The following is a 15212-nucleotide window of genomic DNA, read 5'->3' as shown; positions in this document are numbered from 1 at the left end:
CGATGACCGTATCTTCCGTGCCCACCCTCGACTCCCTCCGGACCCGGACCCGGGCTGTGCTGGCCGGTCTGTTCGGTCCGGAGATCGACGACCTGCCCGCCGACGCGCCGCTCCCGGAAACGCTCGGCGACCGCTACGACAGCCTCGGCGCGATGGAATGCGTCACCGCGATGGAAAAGGAGTTCGGCATCGAGGTCGACTTCGTCGAGCACGACGTCCGCTACACCTTCGCGCAGATGGATCGCATCGCCGAGTTCGTGCACGCCCAACTGGAAGACCAGGCCGCGTTCGGAGGGCCCCGGTGACGGCCCGGGAAGTCGAATTCCGCACGTCCGGGCATACGGGTTCGCCCACCGTGTGGCTTCGTACCCGGGAACAACTCCGCGCCGAAGCCGAGCTGATCGCGAACGAGCTCGTCGGCGAGGTCGAGCAGATCGTCAGCTTCGCTCCCGTGGAGCACCTGTTCGGCAAGCTGTTCGCGCAGATCCTGCCGGAGCTGCGCGGCGTTCCCGTGCACCATCTCACCCACGCGCCCGCCGGATTGCCGCCCGAGGTGGAGAAGAAGCGGACGCTGTTCGTCTGCCTGCCGTCCAGCTGGCTGCTGCTGCGTCATCTGCTCGGCCAGCTCAAGGCGCTGCCCTCGGCGGTCGCGCTGCACGGGACCGGGCCGACGGTGCAGGCCACCGATGAGGTACTGGAAGCCTTGTCCGGCAACGGTTTCCGTGCCTTCGAGTTGTTCGGGTCCACCGAAACCGGCGGGATCGCGCACCGGGAGATCACGCCGCCTGGCGTCGACGCGGGACGCTGGCAACTCCTGCCCGACGTCGAGTTCGCCGATCCCGGCGAAAGTCCGGGACAGTGGCTGCACATCCGGAGCCCGCGGCTGGCCCGCCGCGGCGACATGGCGTTCAAACCGGAATCGTGGCGGCTGCCCGACGTGATCCACCGCGACGGCCGGTCCTTCGAGTTCAAGGGGCGGGCCTCGGCCCTGATCAAGGTGAACGGGGCGCGGGTGAACCTGGAAGAACTCGCGACCGCGCTGCGGAATTCGGTCGACGGTCTGGACGTGGCCTGCCTGCCCGTGCACGATCCCGTCCGTGCCGAGCACTACGAACTGTTCTACAGCCTCGACCGGGACCTCTCCCGCCAGCAGATCTTCGCCCGGCTGCGGTCGGTCATGCACGACTTCACCCCACCGCGGGCGATGCACCAGGTCCGGCGCATCCCGCGGACCGCGACCGGGAAGATCGCCGTCACCGCCCTGTACGCCCTCACGCAACAGAAACCCCGCGTGGCGCTGGAAGGGGCGAGCTGATGACGGTCCGCCCGCTCCACTCCGATCCCGCCACGTCGATGACCGGCTACATCGAGAACGCGGGAATCACCTATCCCGATGATCGCCCGGTCCGGCCCGATCTGCTCGAACTGCCACTCGCGCAGCGGTGCGACCTGCACGATCGGGGCGAGTGGGACGACCGGAAATGGGCCGAGCAGAACGAAACCTGGTACTCCGTGGCCGATGCCCGCTACCGGGCGGTCACCACGCGGCGGAAGCCGGAATCGGGTACGCCGCTGATCCGGGTCGGCGTCAAGGACACCATCGACGTCGCCGGCCTGCCCACTTCCTTGGGCCTGCGCCATTACCGGCATCACCCGGCGGCGTCGGCGACGGCGCTCTCCCGGCTCGACGGTGTCGAAGACCTGGTGATCGGCAAGGTCGTGAGCACCGAGCTGAACATCGGTGTCGGCTCCGGCTGCATGAATCCCTACTTCCCGCACATCGACCCCGCGGGGTCGAGTACCGGCGCGGGGGTCGCCGTCGCGGCCGATCTCTGTGATCTCGCGATGGGCACGGACGTCCTCGGTTCGGTGCGGTGGCCCGCCGGGCACTGCGGCACCGTCGGGCTGCGGATGACGCACGATCCCGGGCTGCTGCGCGGCATCTTCCCTTTGTCACCACCGATGGACGCGGTCGGCTGGGTGGCACGCACGGCCGAAGACCTCGCGTTCCTGTGGCAGCGCTTGGGTTTGCGCACCCTGATCGGCGACACCGGACAGCCGTTGCCCGCCCGCTATCGCATCGGTGTGCCCACCAACGTCCGGGAAGGTTCGTGCGGTCCCGAGATGCTGGAAACGCTGGATCTGGTCAGCGCCGCGCTGGCCGAGGACGGCCACGAGGTGAACGACCGGAGGGTGTCGGACGACCTCTGGCAACGCCGTGGCGACGCCTGGCAGCTCTGCGCCCGGCAGGCGTGGGACGGCTACCGGCTCTGGCGGCACTGGATCACCGTGCCGTTGCACGCGAGCACCGAGCAGGCGCTGGAAGTCGGCGCACGGGTGAGCGACGGCCACTACGCGGAGATCCTCGACGCGATGTTCTCCTGCCGTCAGGAGAACGCCGCCCGTTTCGACGACCGTACGCACGTCTGGTTGCTGCCGCTGGATCCCTCTCCCCCACCGGATCTGCGGACCAGCCGCCCGGTCGCCACCACCATTCCCGCCCCCGGCGAAGCCGACTACGACCGGCGGATCGGCTACACCCCGATCGCCAGTTTCGCCGGACTGCCCGCCATCGCCGTGCCGGCCAGGCTCAGCCCGGTGAACCGCGCGCCGCTCGGCGTGCAGATCGTCGGACAGCCCGGCAGCGAAGAACGGCTGATCGACCTGGCCCGGCGGGTGCAGCTCCGGCTGGGAACACCCGCCCTCCGCCCCGCGTGACGCCCCACCACCCCACCAGGAGACCGCGATGATCCCCCACGCACTACTGGAAATCGCCGCCGCCCACCAGCCCGAATGGTCCACCCCCGGCGAACTGGCCGCGGTCCGGAACGAACTGCTCGGCAGGCCACCGCTCGTCGACGCGCACTCCTGTCACGCGCTGGCAGGCGAACTCGAGTTCGTCGCCCGCGGTGAGGCCGTGGTGATCCAGGCGGGCGACTGTGCCGAACTGTTCTCCGACTCGGAGCGGCACCGGGTCCAGGCCAAGGCCTCCCAGTTGCACCATCTCTGCGACACCGCCGAATTCGCCGGGATACCGGCCGTCCGGATCGGCCGCTTCGCCGGGCAGTTCGCCAAACCTCGTTCCTGCGCCACGGAAACCCTGCCGGACGGCACGGAGATCCCGGTCTACCGCGGCGACGCGGTGAACGGCCTGAATCCCACCGCCACGGCCAGGCGGGCCGATCCGGCGCGCATGCTGACCGCCTACGACCTCGCGGCGAGCGGCCTGGACGCGCTGTTCATGCGGCAGCTGCTCCTTTCGGAAGGCGACAGCGGGATCAGTTCGATGCTGGCGCCGACCTACATCAGCCACGAAGCCCTGCTGCTGGACTTCGAGCGAGCGCTGCTCCGGCCGGACCCGGCCCGCGGCGGCACCTACGCCTCCTCGGCCCACATGGTGTGGATCGGTGAGCGCACCCGGCAGCTCGATCACGCGCATCTCGCGCTCGCCGAGCAGATCAACAACCCCGTCGGAGTGAAGATCGGCCCGACCGCGACGCCGGAAGAGCTGATCGCCATCGTCGACCGCCTGGCCACCGGGCACCGCCGGGGCAGGCTGACCCTCATCATCCGCATGGGCGCGGAAAAGATCGCGGACCGGCTCCCCGCGCTGGTGGCCGCACTGGGCACGCGGGCGGGCGAGGTGGCCTGGCTCAGCGACCCCATGCACGGCAACACCAAGAAGACCGTGACCGGGCAGAAGACCCGGGTCGTGACGGAGATCCAGGACGAGATCGGGCACTTCTGCCGGATCCTGCGCGAGCAGCGGGTCCACCCGGGCGGCCTCCACCTCGAGGTGAGCCCCGACCCGGTGACCGAATGCGTGGACACGACGGCCGACCTGACCGGCTCGCTCGACTTCGACCGGTACGAGTCCGCCTGCGACCCCCGGCTGAACCCGATTCAGGCGCAGCAGGTCGTCCGGCATTTCACCCGGTTGTTGTGAGCCCGCCCCGTAGCGGGCTCACAACGCCGAACCGACATCGCCGACGTGCGAAACGCCGTGATCGTTGCATCGCGTCTGGACCTCACCGAGGAGCACCCGCAGCAGCGAAGCGAGCTCGCTTCGCTGCTCGGTGCTCAGCCCTGAGATCAGTTCGAGTTCCCTCGCGAGCACCCGATCGACGGTTTCCTCCACCAGAGCGTGCCCGGCCGGGGTCAGCGTCACGTACACGCTGCGGCCCGGCGGCTCGGTGTGCCGCTCGACCAGCCCTTCGCGTTCCGCGCGAGCCACCCGCTGCGAGATCGCTCCCGCGGTGACCAGGGTCAGCCTGGCCAGCTCCCTGGTCGTCAGTGAGTACGGCGGGGAGCTGCGCCGGAGCATGCTGAGCAGGTCCAAGGTGGCCGAATCGACATCGGAGTCGAGCAGCACCCGGCGGCGGTCCTCACCGAACAGTTTCGCCAGCTGCCACACGCGAGTCACGATGCCGATGGACTCGGTCGACGTGCCAGGACGCTCGCGTTTCCAAGCCGCCTCGATGTCGTCCGCGGCGTCCAGCGTGGGGTCTTGCCCGGACGCTGCAGTCATCCCAGACCTCCACCTCGGTTGTCGGCTGTACGGCACACAGCCTATCATTTAGGCCTAAACGTGAGTCTAAACCGGCTGACACGAAGGAAGGCTAGATGATTCGGACAATTTTGGTCACCGGCGGGGGCACTGGCATCGGCAGGTCCGTCGCGGCGAGGTTCGCGGCGTCGGACGCGGTCGTGTACATCACCGGGCGACGGAAGGAAGTGCTGGTCGCGACCGCGGCCGAGCTGGGTTCGTCGGTCCGGCCACTCGTCTGCGACTGCACCGATCCCGATCAGGTCACCGCCGCACTGGTCGGGCTGGACGGACCGATCGACGTGCTGGTCAACAACGCGGGCGGCAACACCGACTTCGATCTCCCCGAGCAGGACGGGCTCGCCGGGGTCCTCGCGCACTGGCGGGCCAACCTGGACGCGAACCTGATCAGCGCGGTGCTGACCACCACCGCGGCCGAGGGCAAACTGGCCGAAGGCGGCTCGGTGATCCACATCGGGTCCATCGCCGCCGACCAGGGCGCGGGTTCCTACGGCGCGGCCAAGGCCGGGCTCTCGTCGTGGAACGTCGACCTGGCCAAGCAGCTCGGCGCCCGCAAGATCACCTCGAACGTGGTTTCGCCCGGCTACATCCGCGAAACCGAGTTCTTCCGGGACAAGCTCCCCACGGAGCGGGCCGAGCAGCTGGTCGAGGCGACCAGCACCGGCCGTGCCGGGATCCCCGCCGACATCGCCGAAACGGTGTACTTCCTCGCTTCCGCCGGCGCCCGCCACATCACCGGCCAGACCCTCGGGGTCAACGGCGGCGCTCACCCGACCAGGTAAAGAGGCGAGAATGGTTGCCGTTGCGGACACAACACCCTCGACCAGGCCGAGCCCTCGTGACTGGGCCGGGATAGGGGTAGTCCTGCTGGCCACGTTCATGGGCCAGATCGACATGTTCATCGTGAACGTGGCCAGCCCGTCGATCCAAGTGGATCTGGGCGCCAGTTTCGGCCAGATCCAGTTCGTCATCGACGGCTACGTGATCGCCTACGCGGCGGGCATGGTGACCGGCGGCAAGCTCGGCGACCGGTTCGGCCGCAAGAAGGTTTTCCAGTACGGCGTCGCGGCCTTCACCGTCGCCTCGCTGCTGTGCGCGTTGTGCCCCACGGCGAATCTCCTGATCGTGGCGCGGGTCGTGCAGGGCGCCGCGGCGGCCGTCCTGATGCCGCAGGTGCTGTCGATCATCCAGGGCACGTTCGGCCAGCTGCGGGACCGGCAGCGCGCGATCGGTGCCTACGGGTCGGTGATCGGGCTCGGGGTCGTCGCCGGGCTGATCGGCGGCGGGCTGCTCCTCGAAGTGGATGTCGCCGGTCTCGAGTGGCGGACGATCTTCCTGATCAACGTGCCGATCGGGCTGCTCATCCTGCTGGCCGCGCCGCCGACGGTCCGGGAGAGCCGGAGCGAGGTCACCGCCCCACTGGACATGGTGGGGACGGTCCTCACCGCGGCCGTGCTGCCCGCTCTGCTGATCCCGCTGTCGCTCGGCCCGGAACACGGCTGGCCACTGTGGATCTGGTTCAGCTTCGCCGCCACCGCGCTGCTCGTGGCCGGCCTGTTCCGGTACGAGAACAGACTGGCCGCGCGCGGTGGTGATCCGCTGCTGCCCGCCCGCGTCCTGCGGGGACGCGGCTTCCCGACCAGCATGGCCACGGTGACGGTGTTCTTCGCCGGCAACGCGGGCTACTTCCTGGTGCTGACCTACTACCTCCAGTCCGCGCTGCATCTGGACCCGCTGGGCACCGGTGTGGTGTTCGTGCCGCTGGGCGTCGGGTTCGCGGTGGCCTCGTCCGCCGGGCGACGGCTGACCGAGCGCTACGGCACCCGCGTGCTGATCACCGGCGCGCTGCTGATGACCGTGAGCTTCCTGCCGATGCCGTTCATCGTGCAGGCGGGCGCCGACACCCAGGCGGTCCTGCTCGCGGCCACCATCGGGCTGTCCGGGATCGGGCAGGGGCTGGTGGTCTCGCCGTTGATCGGCATCGCCATGGCCCAGGTGCCCGCCGACCTGACCGGGTCGGGTTCGGGCGTGCTGAACACCGTCACGCAGGCCGCGATGGCGCTCGGGATCGCCGGTATCGGCACGGTCTACCGCGTCGCGCTGGGGCACAGTCCGCAGGACACGGCGTCGATTCCCGCCGACGGTTTCGGCGACGCGTTCGTCGTCACCTGCGGGGTGCTCGCGCTGCTCGCCGTGGCGACCGCGGTGCTGAGCTGGCTGCTCGGCCGTTCCGGGACACCGATCGAGGCGGGAGTACAGGCGTGACGGCGAAGAGACACCAGCCCGTCGAACTCGACGGCGGCGCCCTGGACCTCGCGGCCGTCCGCCGGATCGCCGAGGGCAAGGTGCCGTGCGTGGTGGCCCCGGCCGCGCTGGCGGCCGTCGAGGAGAACCGGAAGTCGTTCGAACGACTGGTGAGCCGGGGCGTTCCGGTCTACGGCGTCACCACCGGATACGGCGAACTGGTGCATCACCCGGTCGGGGCGGGCGACGAGGTGGCCCTGCAGACGAACCTCGTCCGCAGCCACAGCGCCGGTGTCGGCCCGCTGTTCGCCGCGGACGAGGTCCGGGCGATGATCACGGCCAGGATCAACGCGCTCGCCAAGGGCTACTCGGCCGTGCGCCCGGTCGTCCTGGAGCGGCTGGCGTCGTACCTGAACCTGGACATCGTCCCGGCCGTGCCGGAGATCGGGTCGCTCGGAGCCAGCGGGGACCTGGCACCGCTCTCGCATATCGCCGGCACCCTGATCGGCGAGGGGTACGTCCTCGAAGGCGGTGAGCGGACACCGACCGGCCCCGTGCTCGAACGGCACGGGATCGAGCCGCTCGAATTGCGGGCCAAAGAAGGCCTCGCGCTGATCAACGGCACGTCGGCGATGACGGGGCTCGGCGCGCTGGTGGTCGGCCGCGCGCTGGACCAGGTGCGGCAGGCCGAGATCATCTCCGCGCTGGTCGTGGAGGTGCTGCGTGGCTCGACGAGCCCGTTCGTCGCCGGTGGGCACGAGCGGGCCCGTCCCCACCGGGGTCAAATCGACACCGCGGCGAACCTGCGCTTGCTGTTGAACGGCACCGGACTCGCCGTCGAGCACTCCGAACTCTCACGACAGGCCAAGAACGGCGACGGCGAGGTCTACCTGCAGAAGGCGTACACCCTGCGCGCGGTACCGCAGGTGCTCGGCGCCGTCCGCGACACCCTGCGGCAGGCCGAGGCCACCCTGGAGATCGAACTCAATTCCGCCAACGACAATCCCCTCTTCTTCGGCGGGGACGGCGAAGAAGACATCTTCCACGGCGCGAATTTCCACGGTCAGCCGATCGCCTTCGCGATGGACTACTGCACCATCGCGCTCACCCAGCTCGGCGTGTTCTCCGAGCGCCGGACACATCGGCTGTTGAACCGGCATCTCAACGACGGGCTGCCCGAGTTTCTCATCGCCGGCAGTCCCGGCCTGCACAGCGGGCTGGCCGGGGCGCAGTACCCGGCGAGCGCGCTGGTCGCCGAGAACCGGACGATCGGCCCCGCCAGCATCCAGAGCGTGCCCGCCAACGCCGACAACCAGGACGTGGTCAGCATGGGACTGATCGGGGCGAGAAACGCCCGCCGGGTACTGGCGAACAACAACTGGATCCTGGCGGTGGAACTGCTCGCCGCGGCACAGGCCGTCGACGTGTCGGGCCGGTACGAACGCCTCGGCCCGCTCGGCCGGGTCACCCACGACCAGGTCCGGGCGACGGTCCCGACCCTGGACCGGGACCGGTATCTGAGCGATGACATCGGGGCGCTGGCCGTCGCGCTCTCCCGTGGCGACTTCCTCGACGCGGTCGTCCGCAACGGGGCCAAGCTTCGGTGACGGCTCACCGGAAAGACCTGGATTTCCTTCCGCAGGCGCACGACGAATCCCGGACCCCGACCTTCGGCCGTGCTCCGGCTCAGAAAGGGGCCCCGTTGCCGTACAACGATGTCTTGCCCACCCGGATCCTGGGGATCGACGGTCCCGTCGTGTCCGCGCTCGGGCTCGGGTGCTTCGGGATGAGCCAGGCCTACGGTGCCGCGGACGACGCCGAATCGATCGCCACCGTCCACCGGGCACTCGACCTCGGCTGTACCTTCTTCGACACCGCGGAGGTCTACGGGCCGTTCGTCAACGAAGAACTGCTCGGCGCCGCATTGCGCGGCCGCCGTGGCGAGGCCTTCGTCTGCACGAAGTTCGGCTGGGTGTACGCGCCGGACGGTACCCGCGGCGAGTTGAACAGCAGGCCCGATCACATCCGTCGTACCGTCGACGCGATGCTCACGCGGCTGCGCACCGACCACATCGATCTGCTGTCACAGCACCGGGTCGATCCGAAGGTTCCGATCGAGGACGTCGCGGGCGCCGCGAACGAACTGATGGCCGCGGGCAAGATCCGGTACTTCGGCCTTTCCGAAGCCGGGACGGCCACGATCCGCCGCGCGCACGCGGTCACCCCCGTGACCGCTCTGCAGACCGAGTATGCCTTGTGGGAGCGGCACATCGAGGCCGAGATACTGCCCGTCCTGCGCGAACTGGGCATCGGCCTGGTCGCTTATTCCCCGCTGGGCCGCAGTTTCCTGACCGGAACCGCCAAACCCGCCGAGGAGTACGCCGAGGACGACTATCGCAGGAGAGACCCTCGCTTCCAGCGCGAGAACTTCTCCGCGAACAAGGCCGCCGTCGACGTGGTCGGGGTCGTCGCCGCCCGGGTCGACGCGACCCCGGCGCAGGTGTGCCTGGCTTGGCTGCTGGCCAAAGGTGGCGATGTCGTGCCGATACCAGGCACCAAACGCCGGTGCGCGCTGGAGGAAAATCTCCGGGCGGCCGCGCTGCGGCTCAGCCCCGAGGACATGGCACTGCTCGACGCGGCGGTCCCGGCCGGCATCACGAAGGGCAAGCGGTACCCCGAAAACGCCATGTACATGAACGGCCTCTGACCCTAGGCGTCCTTCACCACGTCCGATGCCGAGCGGCCGTGTCGCGAAAGCCACTTTCGGGACGTCTGATGTCCCGAAAGTGGCTTTCGCGACGTGATCCGTCTCTGAGCACGTATGATCGCCGCCCGAACACACCGGGCGCCAGTCCATCCACTGTGGACGTACGGCGCGTCAAGATCCTCTCGTCAGCCGCCGCCAGGCTTCGCGCCGTCGCCGTTGTGCCGCGGGGTCGGCGACCGGCGCGGCCGACAGCAGGCGGTGGGTGTACGGGTGCACCGGGTCGGTGAGCACCTCCTTCGTCGGCCCCTGCTCCACGACATGGCCGCGGTGCATCACCGCGACCCGGTCGGCGAGCTGCTCGACCACGGCGAGGTCGTGGCTGATGAACAGGCAGGCGAAACCGAGTTCGCTCTGCAAGGTCCGCAGGAGCTCGAGGATCCGGGCCTGGATGGTGACGTCGAGCGCGCTGGTCGGCTCGTCCGCCACCAGCAGATCCGGATCGAGGGCGAGCGCCCGGGCCACACACACCCGCTGGCGCTGCCCTCCGGACAGCTGGTGCGGATAGCGGCCGCGCAGATCAGGGGAAAGCCGTACCGACTCGAAGAGCCCGGCGACCCGATCGTCCACTTCGGACCCTCGGTGGGTGCGGTGCAGCCGGAGCGGGGTGGCCACGCTGTCGCCCACGGTCGTCCGGGGGTTGAGCGAGGACAGCGGGTCCTGGAAGACCACGCCGATCCGGCGGCGCAGCGCCTTGGCGGCTCGCCCCTTCGCGCGGGCGATGTCGGTCCCGCCGATCCGGACCGTGCCCGAGGTGGGCGCGATCAAGCCCGTGACGGCACCGGCGACGGTGCTCTTCCCCGACCCCGACTCCCCCACCAGACCGAGGATCTCGCCGGGTTCGACGTGCAGGCTCACCCCGTCCGCCGCCCGGACCGCCATCGCCCGGAAGCGGCCGCGATAGGTGACGGACAGGTCTTCCACCACCAGCAAGGGCGCCACCGCCGGGACGTCCGGCACCGACCGGGTGGCGGGGTGGTCGGTCGCGGCGTGATGGCCGGTCGACAGGGCCGGCTCCGCCGCGAGCACCCGCTCGACACCCTCCGTCGCCGCGACTCCGAGCGAGACCACCGACCCGAGCAGCCGCCGGGTGTAGTCCTCGCGCGGCGCGGTGAAGATCTCCTCCACGCCGTCCTGTTCGACGACCTGGCCGTCGTACATCACCACGACGCGGTCGGCGATGTCGGCCACCACGCCCATGTCGTGGGTGATCAGCAGGATCGCCGTGCCGAGCCGGTCGCGCAGATCCCGCAGCAGTTCGAGGATCTCGGCCTGCACGGTGACGTCGAGGGCCGTCGTCGGTTCGTCGGCGATCAGCAGTTCCGGCTCGTTCGCGACCGCCATCGCGATCACGATCCGCTGCAACTGACCGCCGGACAGCTCGTGCGGATAGGACCGGAACCGTTGTTCGGGAGCGGGCAGTCCCACCAGGCCGAGCAGTTCGATCGCCCACCGCCGGGCGGCCTTCGGCGTCAGGTCCTGATGGATGCGGATCGCCTCGATCAGCTGCTCCCCGATGGGGAACACCGGGTTCAGCGCGCTCATCGGTTCCTGGAACACCATGCCGATCTCGTTGCCGCGGACGGCGCGCAACTCGTCCGGCGTCAGTGTGTAGAGATCGCGGCCGGACAGCAGCGCCCGGCCGGAAACGTCCGCGTCCCGCGGCAGCAGCCCGAGCAGCGACAGCGCGGTGACCGACTTTCCCGAGCCGGATTCCCCGACCACCGCGACGACTTCACCGGCCGAAACCGACCAGGAGACCGAACGCGCCGCCTTCGTCCGTCCGAAAGAGACACTGACTTCGCGCAACTCCAGGAGGGCGGCCTCGCCGTCCGGCACCGCCCGTCCACCGGACGGCGAGGCCCCCGTCACTGGATCAGCCCGAACTGGCGGTAGTCCGGGTACGCCGGGAACCGGCCGATCACGACGTTGCCGAACTTCGAGCCGTGCAGGAACGAGTTCCGGGTGTAGATCAGCGGGACCACCGGCGAGTCACCGAGGATCTTCTTGTCCAGCGCCGCCCACTTCTTCCCAGCCTCGGCGGGATCCAGCGTCGCCTGCGCCTCGGTGATCAGCCGGTCGACCTCGGGGTTGTTGTACCGGGACTCGTTGACCCCGCCGTTGCCGATCTCGGTCGACTGGAACAGCGGCTGGATGTTGGCGTTGGCGGACGGGATGTCCGGCTGCCACGAGGTCAGCGTCAGGTCGTAGTCCGAGATCCCCTTGGTGTCCACTTCGGACGTGTAGGTGTCCTCGTCGAGAGCCTTGATGGTGATCTTGATGTTCGCCCTCGCCAGCGCGGCCTGGATCGCGGCGGCCTTCTCCGGGTAGCTGTTCTCGTTGCGGGTGGCCAGGACCAGGCCGTCGAGACCGTTCGGCAGGCCTGCCTCGGCCAGCAGCTTCTTCGCCTTCTCCGGGTCGCCGCTCGCCGGTGCCGGGTACAGGTCGAACTGCTCGCGCCCCTGCAGGCCCGGGGTGATCAGCGTGGTCGCGACGTCCCCGGCGAGCTGGGCGTTGCCCGCGCTGGCGACCTGGTACGCCGCCTTGTCCACCGCGTACTGGAAAGCCTGGCGCACCTTGGGATCGACGAGTTTGCCGCGCTGGGTGTTCAGCGTGAGGTACGCGAGCGCTCCCGATTCCGAGGTGACGATCCGGGACTTCGCCGACGGGTTCGCCTGGATCTGGGCCAGCTGCGCGGGAGAGGCGAACGGGATGCTGAACGCGCTCTGGTCGTCACCGCTGTCGTCGATCAGCCGCTTGGAGATGACACTGGTGTCCTGGCCGAGCTGGAACACGATGGTGTCCGGGTTGGCCTTGCGGGTGTCGTCGGTCGCCCGGTCCCAGTGCGGGTTCCGGACGAGCCTCGCCTCCTTGCCGCGCTCGTACTTCTCCAGTACGTACGGCCCGGACGCGACCGGATGGTTGCCGTAATCCGCCTCTTCGCCCTTTCCCTTGGGTACCGGGGAAAACGCGGGCGTGCTCGCGATCCAGTTCCAGTCGCCGTAGGGGCGGGCGAGGTGGAACACGATGGTCTTGTCGTCGGGTGTCTCGATCGAGTCGAGTTCCTTGCCGCCCTCGAACGGCCCCTTGTACGCGAGCCCCGGGGACAGCAGGTCCTTGTGGTAGGTCAGGCCTCCGGAGAACGCGGCGGCGTACGTCCGCTCCAGCCCCCATTTGATGTCCTGCGCCTTGATCGGCGAACCGTCGTTGTACTTGACGTTGTCCTTCAGGGTGAAGGTCCAGGTCTTGCCGCCCTCGGTCGGCCTGCCGGTGTCGGTCGCGAGGTCGGGGATGATCGTGGTGTCCTGCCCCGGGGCGACCTTCCACGAGGTCAGTCTGCGGTGCACCAGGCCGAGCGCGGTGACCACCAGGCTTCCGCTCTTGGCCGGGTCGTACTGCTGGGTGGCGCTGTCGTTCAGGAGCCGGACGGTGCCACCGGGTTTGACCTCGCCCCCGGCCTGCGCCGGTTTGTCGTTGGCGCCGCAGGCGGTCAGCACCGTCGTGACGGCGACCGCCCCCGCGACCGCCTTCAGCAAAGGCTTGCGTTTCATCGTTTCCCCTTCAGATCAGGCGGGCTCGCGGATCGAGCGCGCCATAAGCCAGGTCGACCAGGAAGTTCACGACCGTCACGAGCACCGCCGAGAACAACGTGACGCCGAGCAGGACGGGCAGGTTCATCGCGGCGATGGCGTCGACCAGCAGCCTGCCGACCCCGGCCATCCCGAAGATCCGTTCGGTGATCACGGTCCCGGCGAGCAGGGCGCCGAGGTCGACGCCGAACACGGTCACCACGGGCAGGAGGACGTTGCGCAGCGCGTGCTTGCCGACGACCTTCCGCTCGGTGAGCCCCTTGGCCCGCGCGGTACGGATGAAGTCCTCGCCGAGCGTCTCCAGCATCTGGCTCCGCGTCAGCCGCGCGTAGATCGCGGCGTGCAGGAAGGCCAGCACCAGCCAGGGCAGGACGAGATGCCAGGCCCACTGGACCGGATCCTCGCCGAACGGGACGTAGCCGTTCTTGGGCACGACATCGAGCGCGAACGCGAAGACCGTGATGCCGATCATCCCGGCGAGATAGGCGGGCAGGGAGACCCCGGCCATCGCGACCGCCATGGTGATCCGGTCGGCCGCGCTCCCCCGGCGCAACGCCGACAGCACGCCGAGGCCGACGCCGGTGACGAGCCAGAGGGCGGCGGCACCGAGCGCGACCGAGAAACTCACCTCGATCCGTTCACCGATCTCCGTCAGCACCTCGACGTTGTTCTGGAAGTCGTAGCCGAAACACGGGGCACCGCACTGGATCGCGGTGACACCGGTGCCGAACGTCCGCCCGGCGAAGATGCCGCCGAGGAATTCGGCGAACTGCCGGTACCACGGCGCGTCGTACCCCATGAACTCCCTTGCCAGCGCGAGGCTTTCCGGGGAGCAGGGGCGACCGCAGGCCATCCTGGCCGGGTCGGCGGGCAGCAGGTAGAACACCACGAACGTCACGAAGGTGACGATCAGCAGGACGAGCACCATGCCGGCGAACCGGCCGAGCACGAAGCGCAGGGCACGCATCAGTCCCGGCCTCCCGACCGCGGGTCGAGCGTGTCGCGCACGGCGTCGCCGACGACGTTGAACGCCAAGGTGACCAGGAACAGCATCAGCCCCGGGAACACCAGGTACAGCGGATCGGTCTCGAAGAAGTCGATCGCGGTGCTGATCGTCCGGCCCCAGCTCGGGGTCGGCGGCAGGACACCGACCCCCAGGAAGGAAAGCGCCGCCTCGCTGCCGATCATCGACGGGATCGACAGGCTCGCCACGACGATGACCGGCGCCCACAGGTTCGGCAGCAGCTCACGGGTGAAGACGTGCCACGGTCCCCCGCCCATCGCCTTGGCCGCCGACACGAAGTCGCGGCCGCTCAGCGAAAGCGTCTGCGCGCGGACGATCCGCGCGACCCGCGGCCAGCCGAAGAGGCCGAGGACGACGATCAGCAAGGGCTGGCGCGGGAAGTCGGGTGGCGCCATCGCGCCGAGCGCGATCATGAAGATCAGGTACGGGAAACCCAGGATCACGTCGGCGGTCCAGGTGACCACCCGGTCCCACCAGCCGCCGAGGTAGCCCGCGGCCGCCCCGATCACCACGCCGAGGGCGGTGGCCAGCGCCGTCGCGCCGAGCCCGACCAGCAACGACGTCCTGGCGCCGTGGGCCACCAGGGCGAACAGGTCGATCCCGGTGAGCGGTTCCACCCCGAACCAGTGGGATCCGCTGACGCCGCCCAGGGATCCGGCGGGCAACCCGGTCGGCCCGAGGTTGGCGATGTCCGGGGTCAGGCTCTGTCCTTCGACCAGGACGAGCAGGTCCGCGGCCACCGCCATGACCAGGATCAGCACCACGACGATCGCGCAGGTGAGCGTCCATCCACTGGACCGGACCGCGTGCCACACCGCGGACGGCAGTGAACGCGCCGCCGTCGGCGGGACGCCTTCGGGCAGCAGCAAGGGATCGGGCACAGCACCTACTCGGGGTCAGCTGATCGGGTGACGATCAGGGACCCTAAAGAAAGAAAACCGCCGCACCCAGCCTTGACACTTCCGTCTCACCAGCTGGACTGTGAGCTATCCGGCACTGGCGAGTCCTTTTTGGACAAAGACG

General features: G+C 69.3%; 13 protein-coding genes. 8 read left to right on the top strand and 5 right to left on the bottom strand.

From position 1 onward, the window contains the following. Nucleotides 1–2: 2 nt before the first annotated feature. Genes BKN51_RS08590 through BKN51_RS08575 form a run of 4 tightly spaced genes read left to right on the top strand, consistent with a single transcriptional unit; the run spans nucleotide 3 to nucleotide 3946 of the window. Nucleotides 3–305, top strand: a complete 303-nt coding sequence (locus BKN51_RS08590) for an acyl carrier protein (protein WP_101607113.1) — start codon at nucleotides 3–5, stop codon at nucleotides 303–305. Further along, nucleotides 302–1315 carry an AMP-binding protein gene (locus tag BKN51_RS08585; RefSeq protein WP_101607112.1) on the top strand — a complete coding sequence of 338 codons (1014 nt, stop codon included), beginning with the start codon at nucleotides 302–304 and terminating at the stop codon, nucleotides 1313–1315. Before BKN51_RS08590 ends, BKN51_RS08585 begins: the two co-directional genes overlap by 4 nt. Beyond that, a complete protein-coding gene (locus tag BKN51_RS08580; protein WP_101607111.1) occupies nucleotides 1315–2718 on the top strand; it encodes an amidase family protein in 1404 nt (467 codons plus the stop codon). The genes BKN51_RS08585 and BKN51_RS08580 overlap by 1 nt, the downstream gene beginning before the upstream one ends. A 28-nt stretch (nucleotides 2719–2746) precedes the next feature. After that, a complete protein-coding gene (locus tag BKN51_RS08575; RefSeq protein WP_101607110.1) occupies nucleotides 2747–3946 on the top strand; it encodes a 3-deoxy-7-phosphoheptulonate synthase in 1200 nt (399 codons plus the stop codon). Between the two features lie 18 nt (nucleotides 3947–3964). On the opposite strand, the gene BKN51_RS08570 is transcribed toward BKN51_RS08575, so the two are convergent. Then, nucleotides 3965–4528: a MarR family winged helix-turn-helix transcriptional regulator gene (locus tag BKN51_RS08570; protein WP_101607109.1), complete on the bottom strand. Its 564-nt coding sequence runs from the start codon at nucleotides 4526–4528 to the stop codon at nucleotides 3965–3967. A gap of 95 nt (nucleotides 4529–4623) precedes the next feature. On the opposite strand from BKN51_RS08570, the gene BKN51_RS08565 reads away from it, so the two are divergent. The 4 genes from BKN51_RS08565 to BKN51_RS08550 all read left to right on the top strand — a co-directional run bounded on the left by BKN51_RS08565 (nucleotide 4624) and on the right by BKN51_RS08550 (nucleotide 9518). After that, nucleotides 4624–5349: an SDR family NAD(P)-dependent oxidoreductase gene (locus tag BKN51_RS08565; RefSeq protein ID WP_101607108.1), complete on the top strand. Its 726-nt coding sequence runs from the start codon at nucleotides 4624–4626 to the stop codon at nucleotides 5347–5349. 10 nt (nucleotides 5350–5359) lie between these two features. Then, on the top strand, nucleotides 5360–6832 hold the full coding sequence (locus BKN51_RS08560; RefSeq protein ID WP_233224183.1) for an MFS transporter: 1473 nt from the start codon (nucleotides 5360–5362) through the stop codon (nucleotides 6830–6832). After that, on the top strand, nucleotides 6829–8418 hold the full coding sequence (gene cmdF, locus BKN51_RS08555; protein ID WP_101607106.1) for a tyrosine 2,3-aminomutase: 1590 nt from the start codon (nucleotides 6829–6831) through the stop codon (nucleotides 8416–8418). Before BKN51_RS08560 ends, cmdF begins: the two co-directional genes overlap by 4 nt. Nucleotides 8419–8513: 95 nt before the next feature. Then, nucleotides 8514–9518 (top strand): aldo/keto reductase, encoded by a 1005-nt coding sequence (locus BKN51_RS08550; RefSeq protein WP_101613121.1) that lies wholly within the window; start codon nucleotides 8514–8516, stop codon nucleotides 9516–9518. Between the two features lie 171 nt (nucleotides 9519–9689). On the opposite strand, the gene BKN51_RS08545 is transcribed toward BKN51_RS08550, so the two are convergent. Genes BKN51_RS08545 through BKN51_RS08530 form a run of 4 tightly spaced genes read right to left on the bottom strand, consistent with a single transcriptional unit; the run spans nucleotide 9690 to nucleotide 15070 of the window. Continuing rightward, the gene (locus BKN51_RS08545) at nucleotides 9690–11414 is read right to left on the bottom strand and encodes an ABC transporter ATP-binding protein (protein ID WP_233224185.1); all 1725 of its coding nucleotides are present in this window, start codon (nucleotides 11412–11414) and stop codon (nucleotides 9690–9692) included. A 29-nt stretch (nucleotides 11415–11443) separates the two neighbouring features. Then, nucleotides 11444–13126, bottom strand: coding sequence for an ABC transporter substrate-binding protein (locus tag BKN51_RS08540; protein WP_101607104.1), 1683 nt, complete (start codon nucleotides 13124–13126; stop codon nucleotides 11444–11446). Between the two features lie 10 nt (nucleotides 13127–13136). Further along, complete coding sequence (locus tag BKN51_RS08535; RefSeq protein WP_101607103.1) at nucleotides 13137–14132, bottom strand: ABC transporter permease; 996 nt, start codon at nucleotides 14130–14132, stop codon at nucleotides 13137–13139. Next, complete coding sequence (locus BKN51_RS08530) at nucleotides 14132–15070, bottom strand: ABC transporter permease (RefSeq protein WP_101607102.1); 939 nt, start codon at nucleotides 15068–15070, stop codon at nucleotides 14132–14134. Before BKN51_RS08530 ends, BKN51_RS08535 begins: the two co-directional genes overlap by 1 nt. Nucleotides 15071–15212: the final 142 nt, after the last annotated feature.

Source organism: Amycolatopsis sp. BJA-103 (assembly GCF_002849735.1).
Lineage (GTDB): Bacteria > Actinomycetota > Actinomycetes > Mycobacteriales > Pseudonocardiaceae > Amycolatopsis.
Note: the sequence above shows the minus strand (reverse complement) of the source record. Positions and strands in the feature narration are given on the sequence as shown.

Coding starts and splice junctions, on each gene's coding strand:
- BKN51_RS08590 (WP_101607113.1), top strand. CDS start 3: ATGACCGTATCTTCCGTGCCCACCCTCGACTCCCTCCGGACCCGGACC.
- BKN51_RS08580 (WP_101607111.1), top strand. CDS start 1,315: ATGACGGTCCGCCCGCTCCACTCCGATCCCGCCACGTCGATGACCGGC.
- BKN51_RS08575 (WP_101607110.1), top strand. CDS start 2,747: ATGATCCCCCACGCACTACTGGAAATCGCCGCCGCCCACCAGCCCGAA.
- BKN51_RS08570 (WP_101607109.1), bottom strand. CDS start 4,528: ATGACTGCAGCGTCCGGGCAAGACCCCACGCTGGACGCCGCGGACGAC.
- BKN51_RS08565 (WP_101607108.1), top strand. CDS start 4,624: ATGATTCGGACAATTTTGGTCACCGGCGGGGGCACTGGCATCGGCAGG.
- BKN51_RS08560 (WP_233224183.1), top strand. CDS start 5,360: ATGGTTGCCGTTGCGGACACAACACCCTCGACCAGGCCGAGCCCTCGT.
- BKN51_RS08540 (WP_101607104.1), bottom strand. CDS start 13,126: ATGAAACGCAAGCCTTTGCTGAAGGCGGTCGCGGGGGCGGTCGCCGTC.
- BKN51_RS08535 (WP_101607103.1), bottom strand. CDS start 14,132: ATGCGTGCCCTGCGCTTCGTGCTCGGCCGGTTCGCCGGCATGGTGCTC.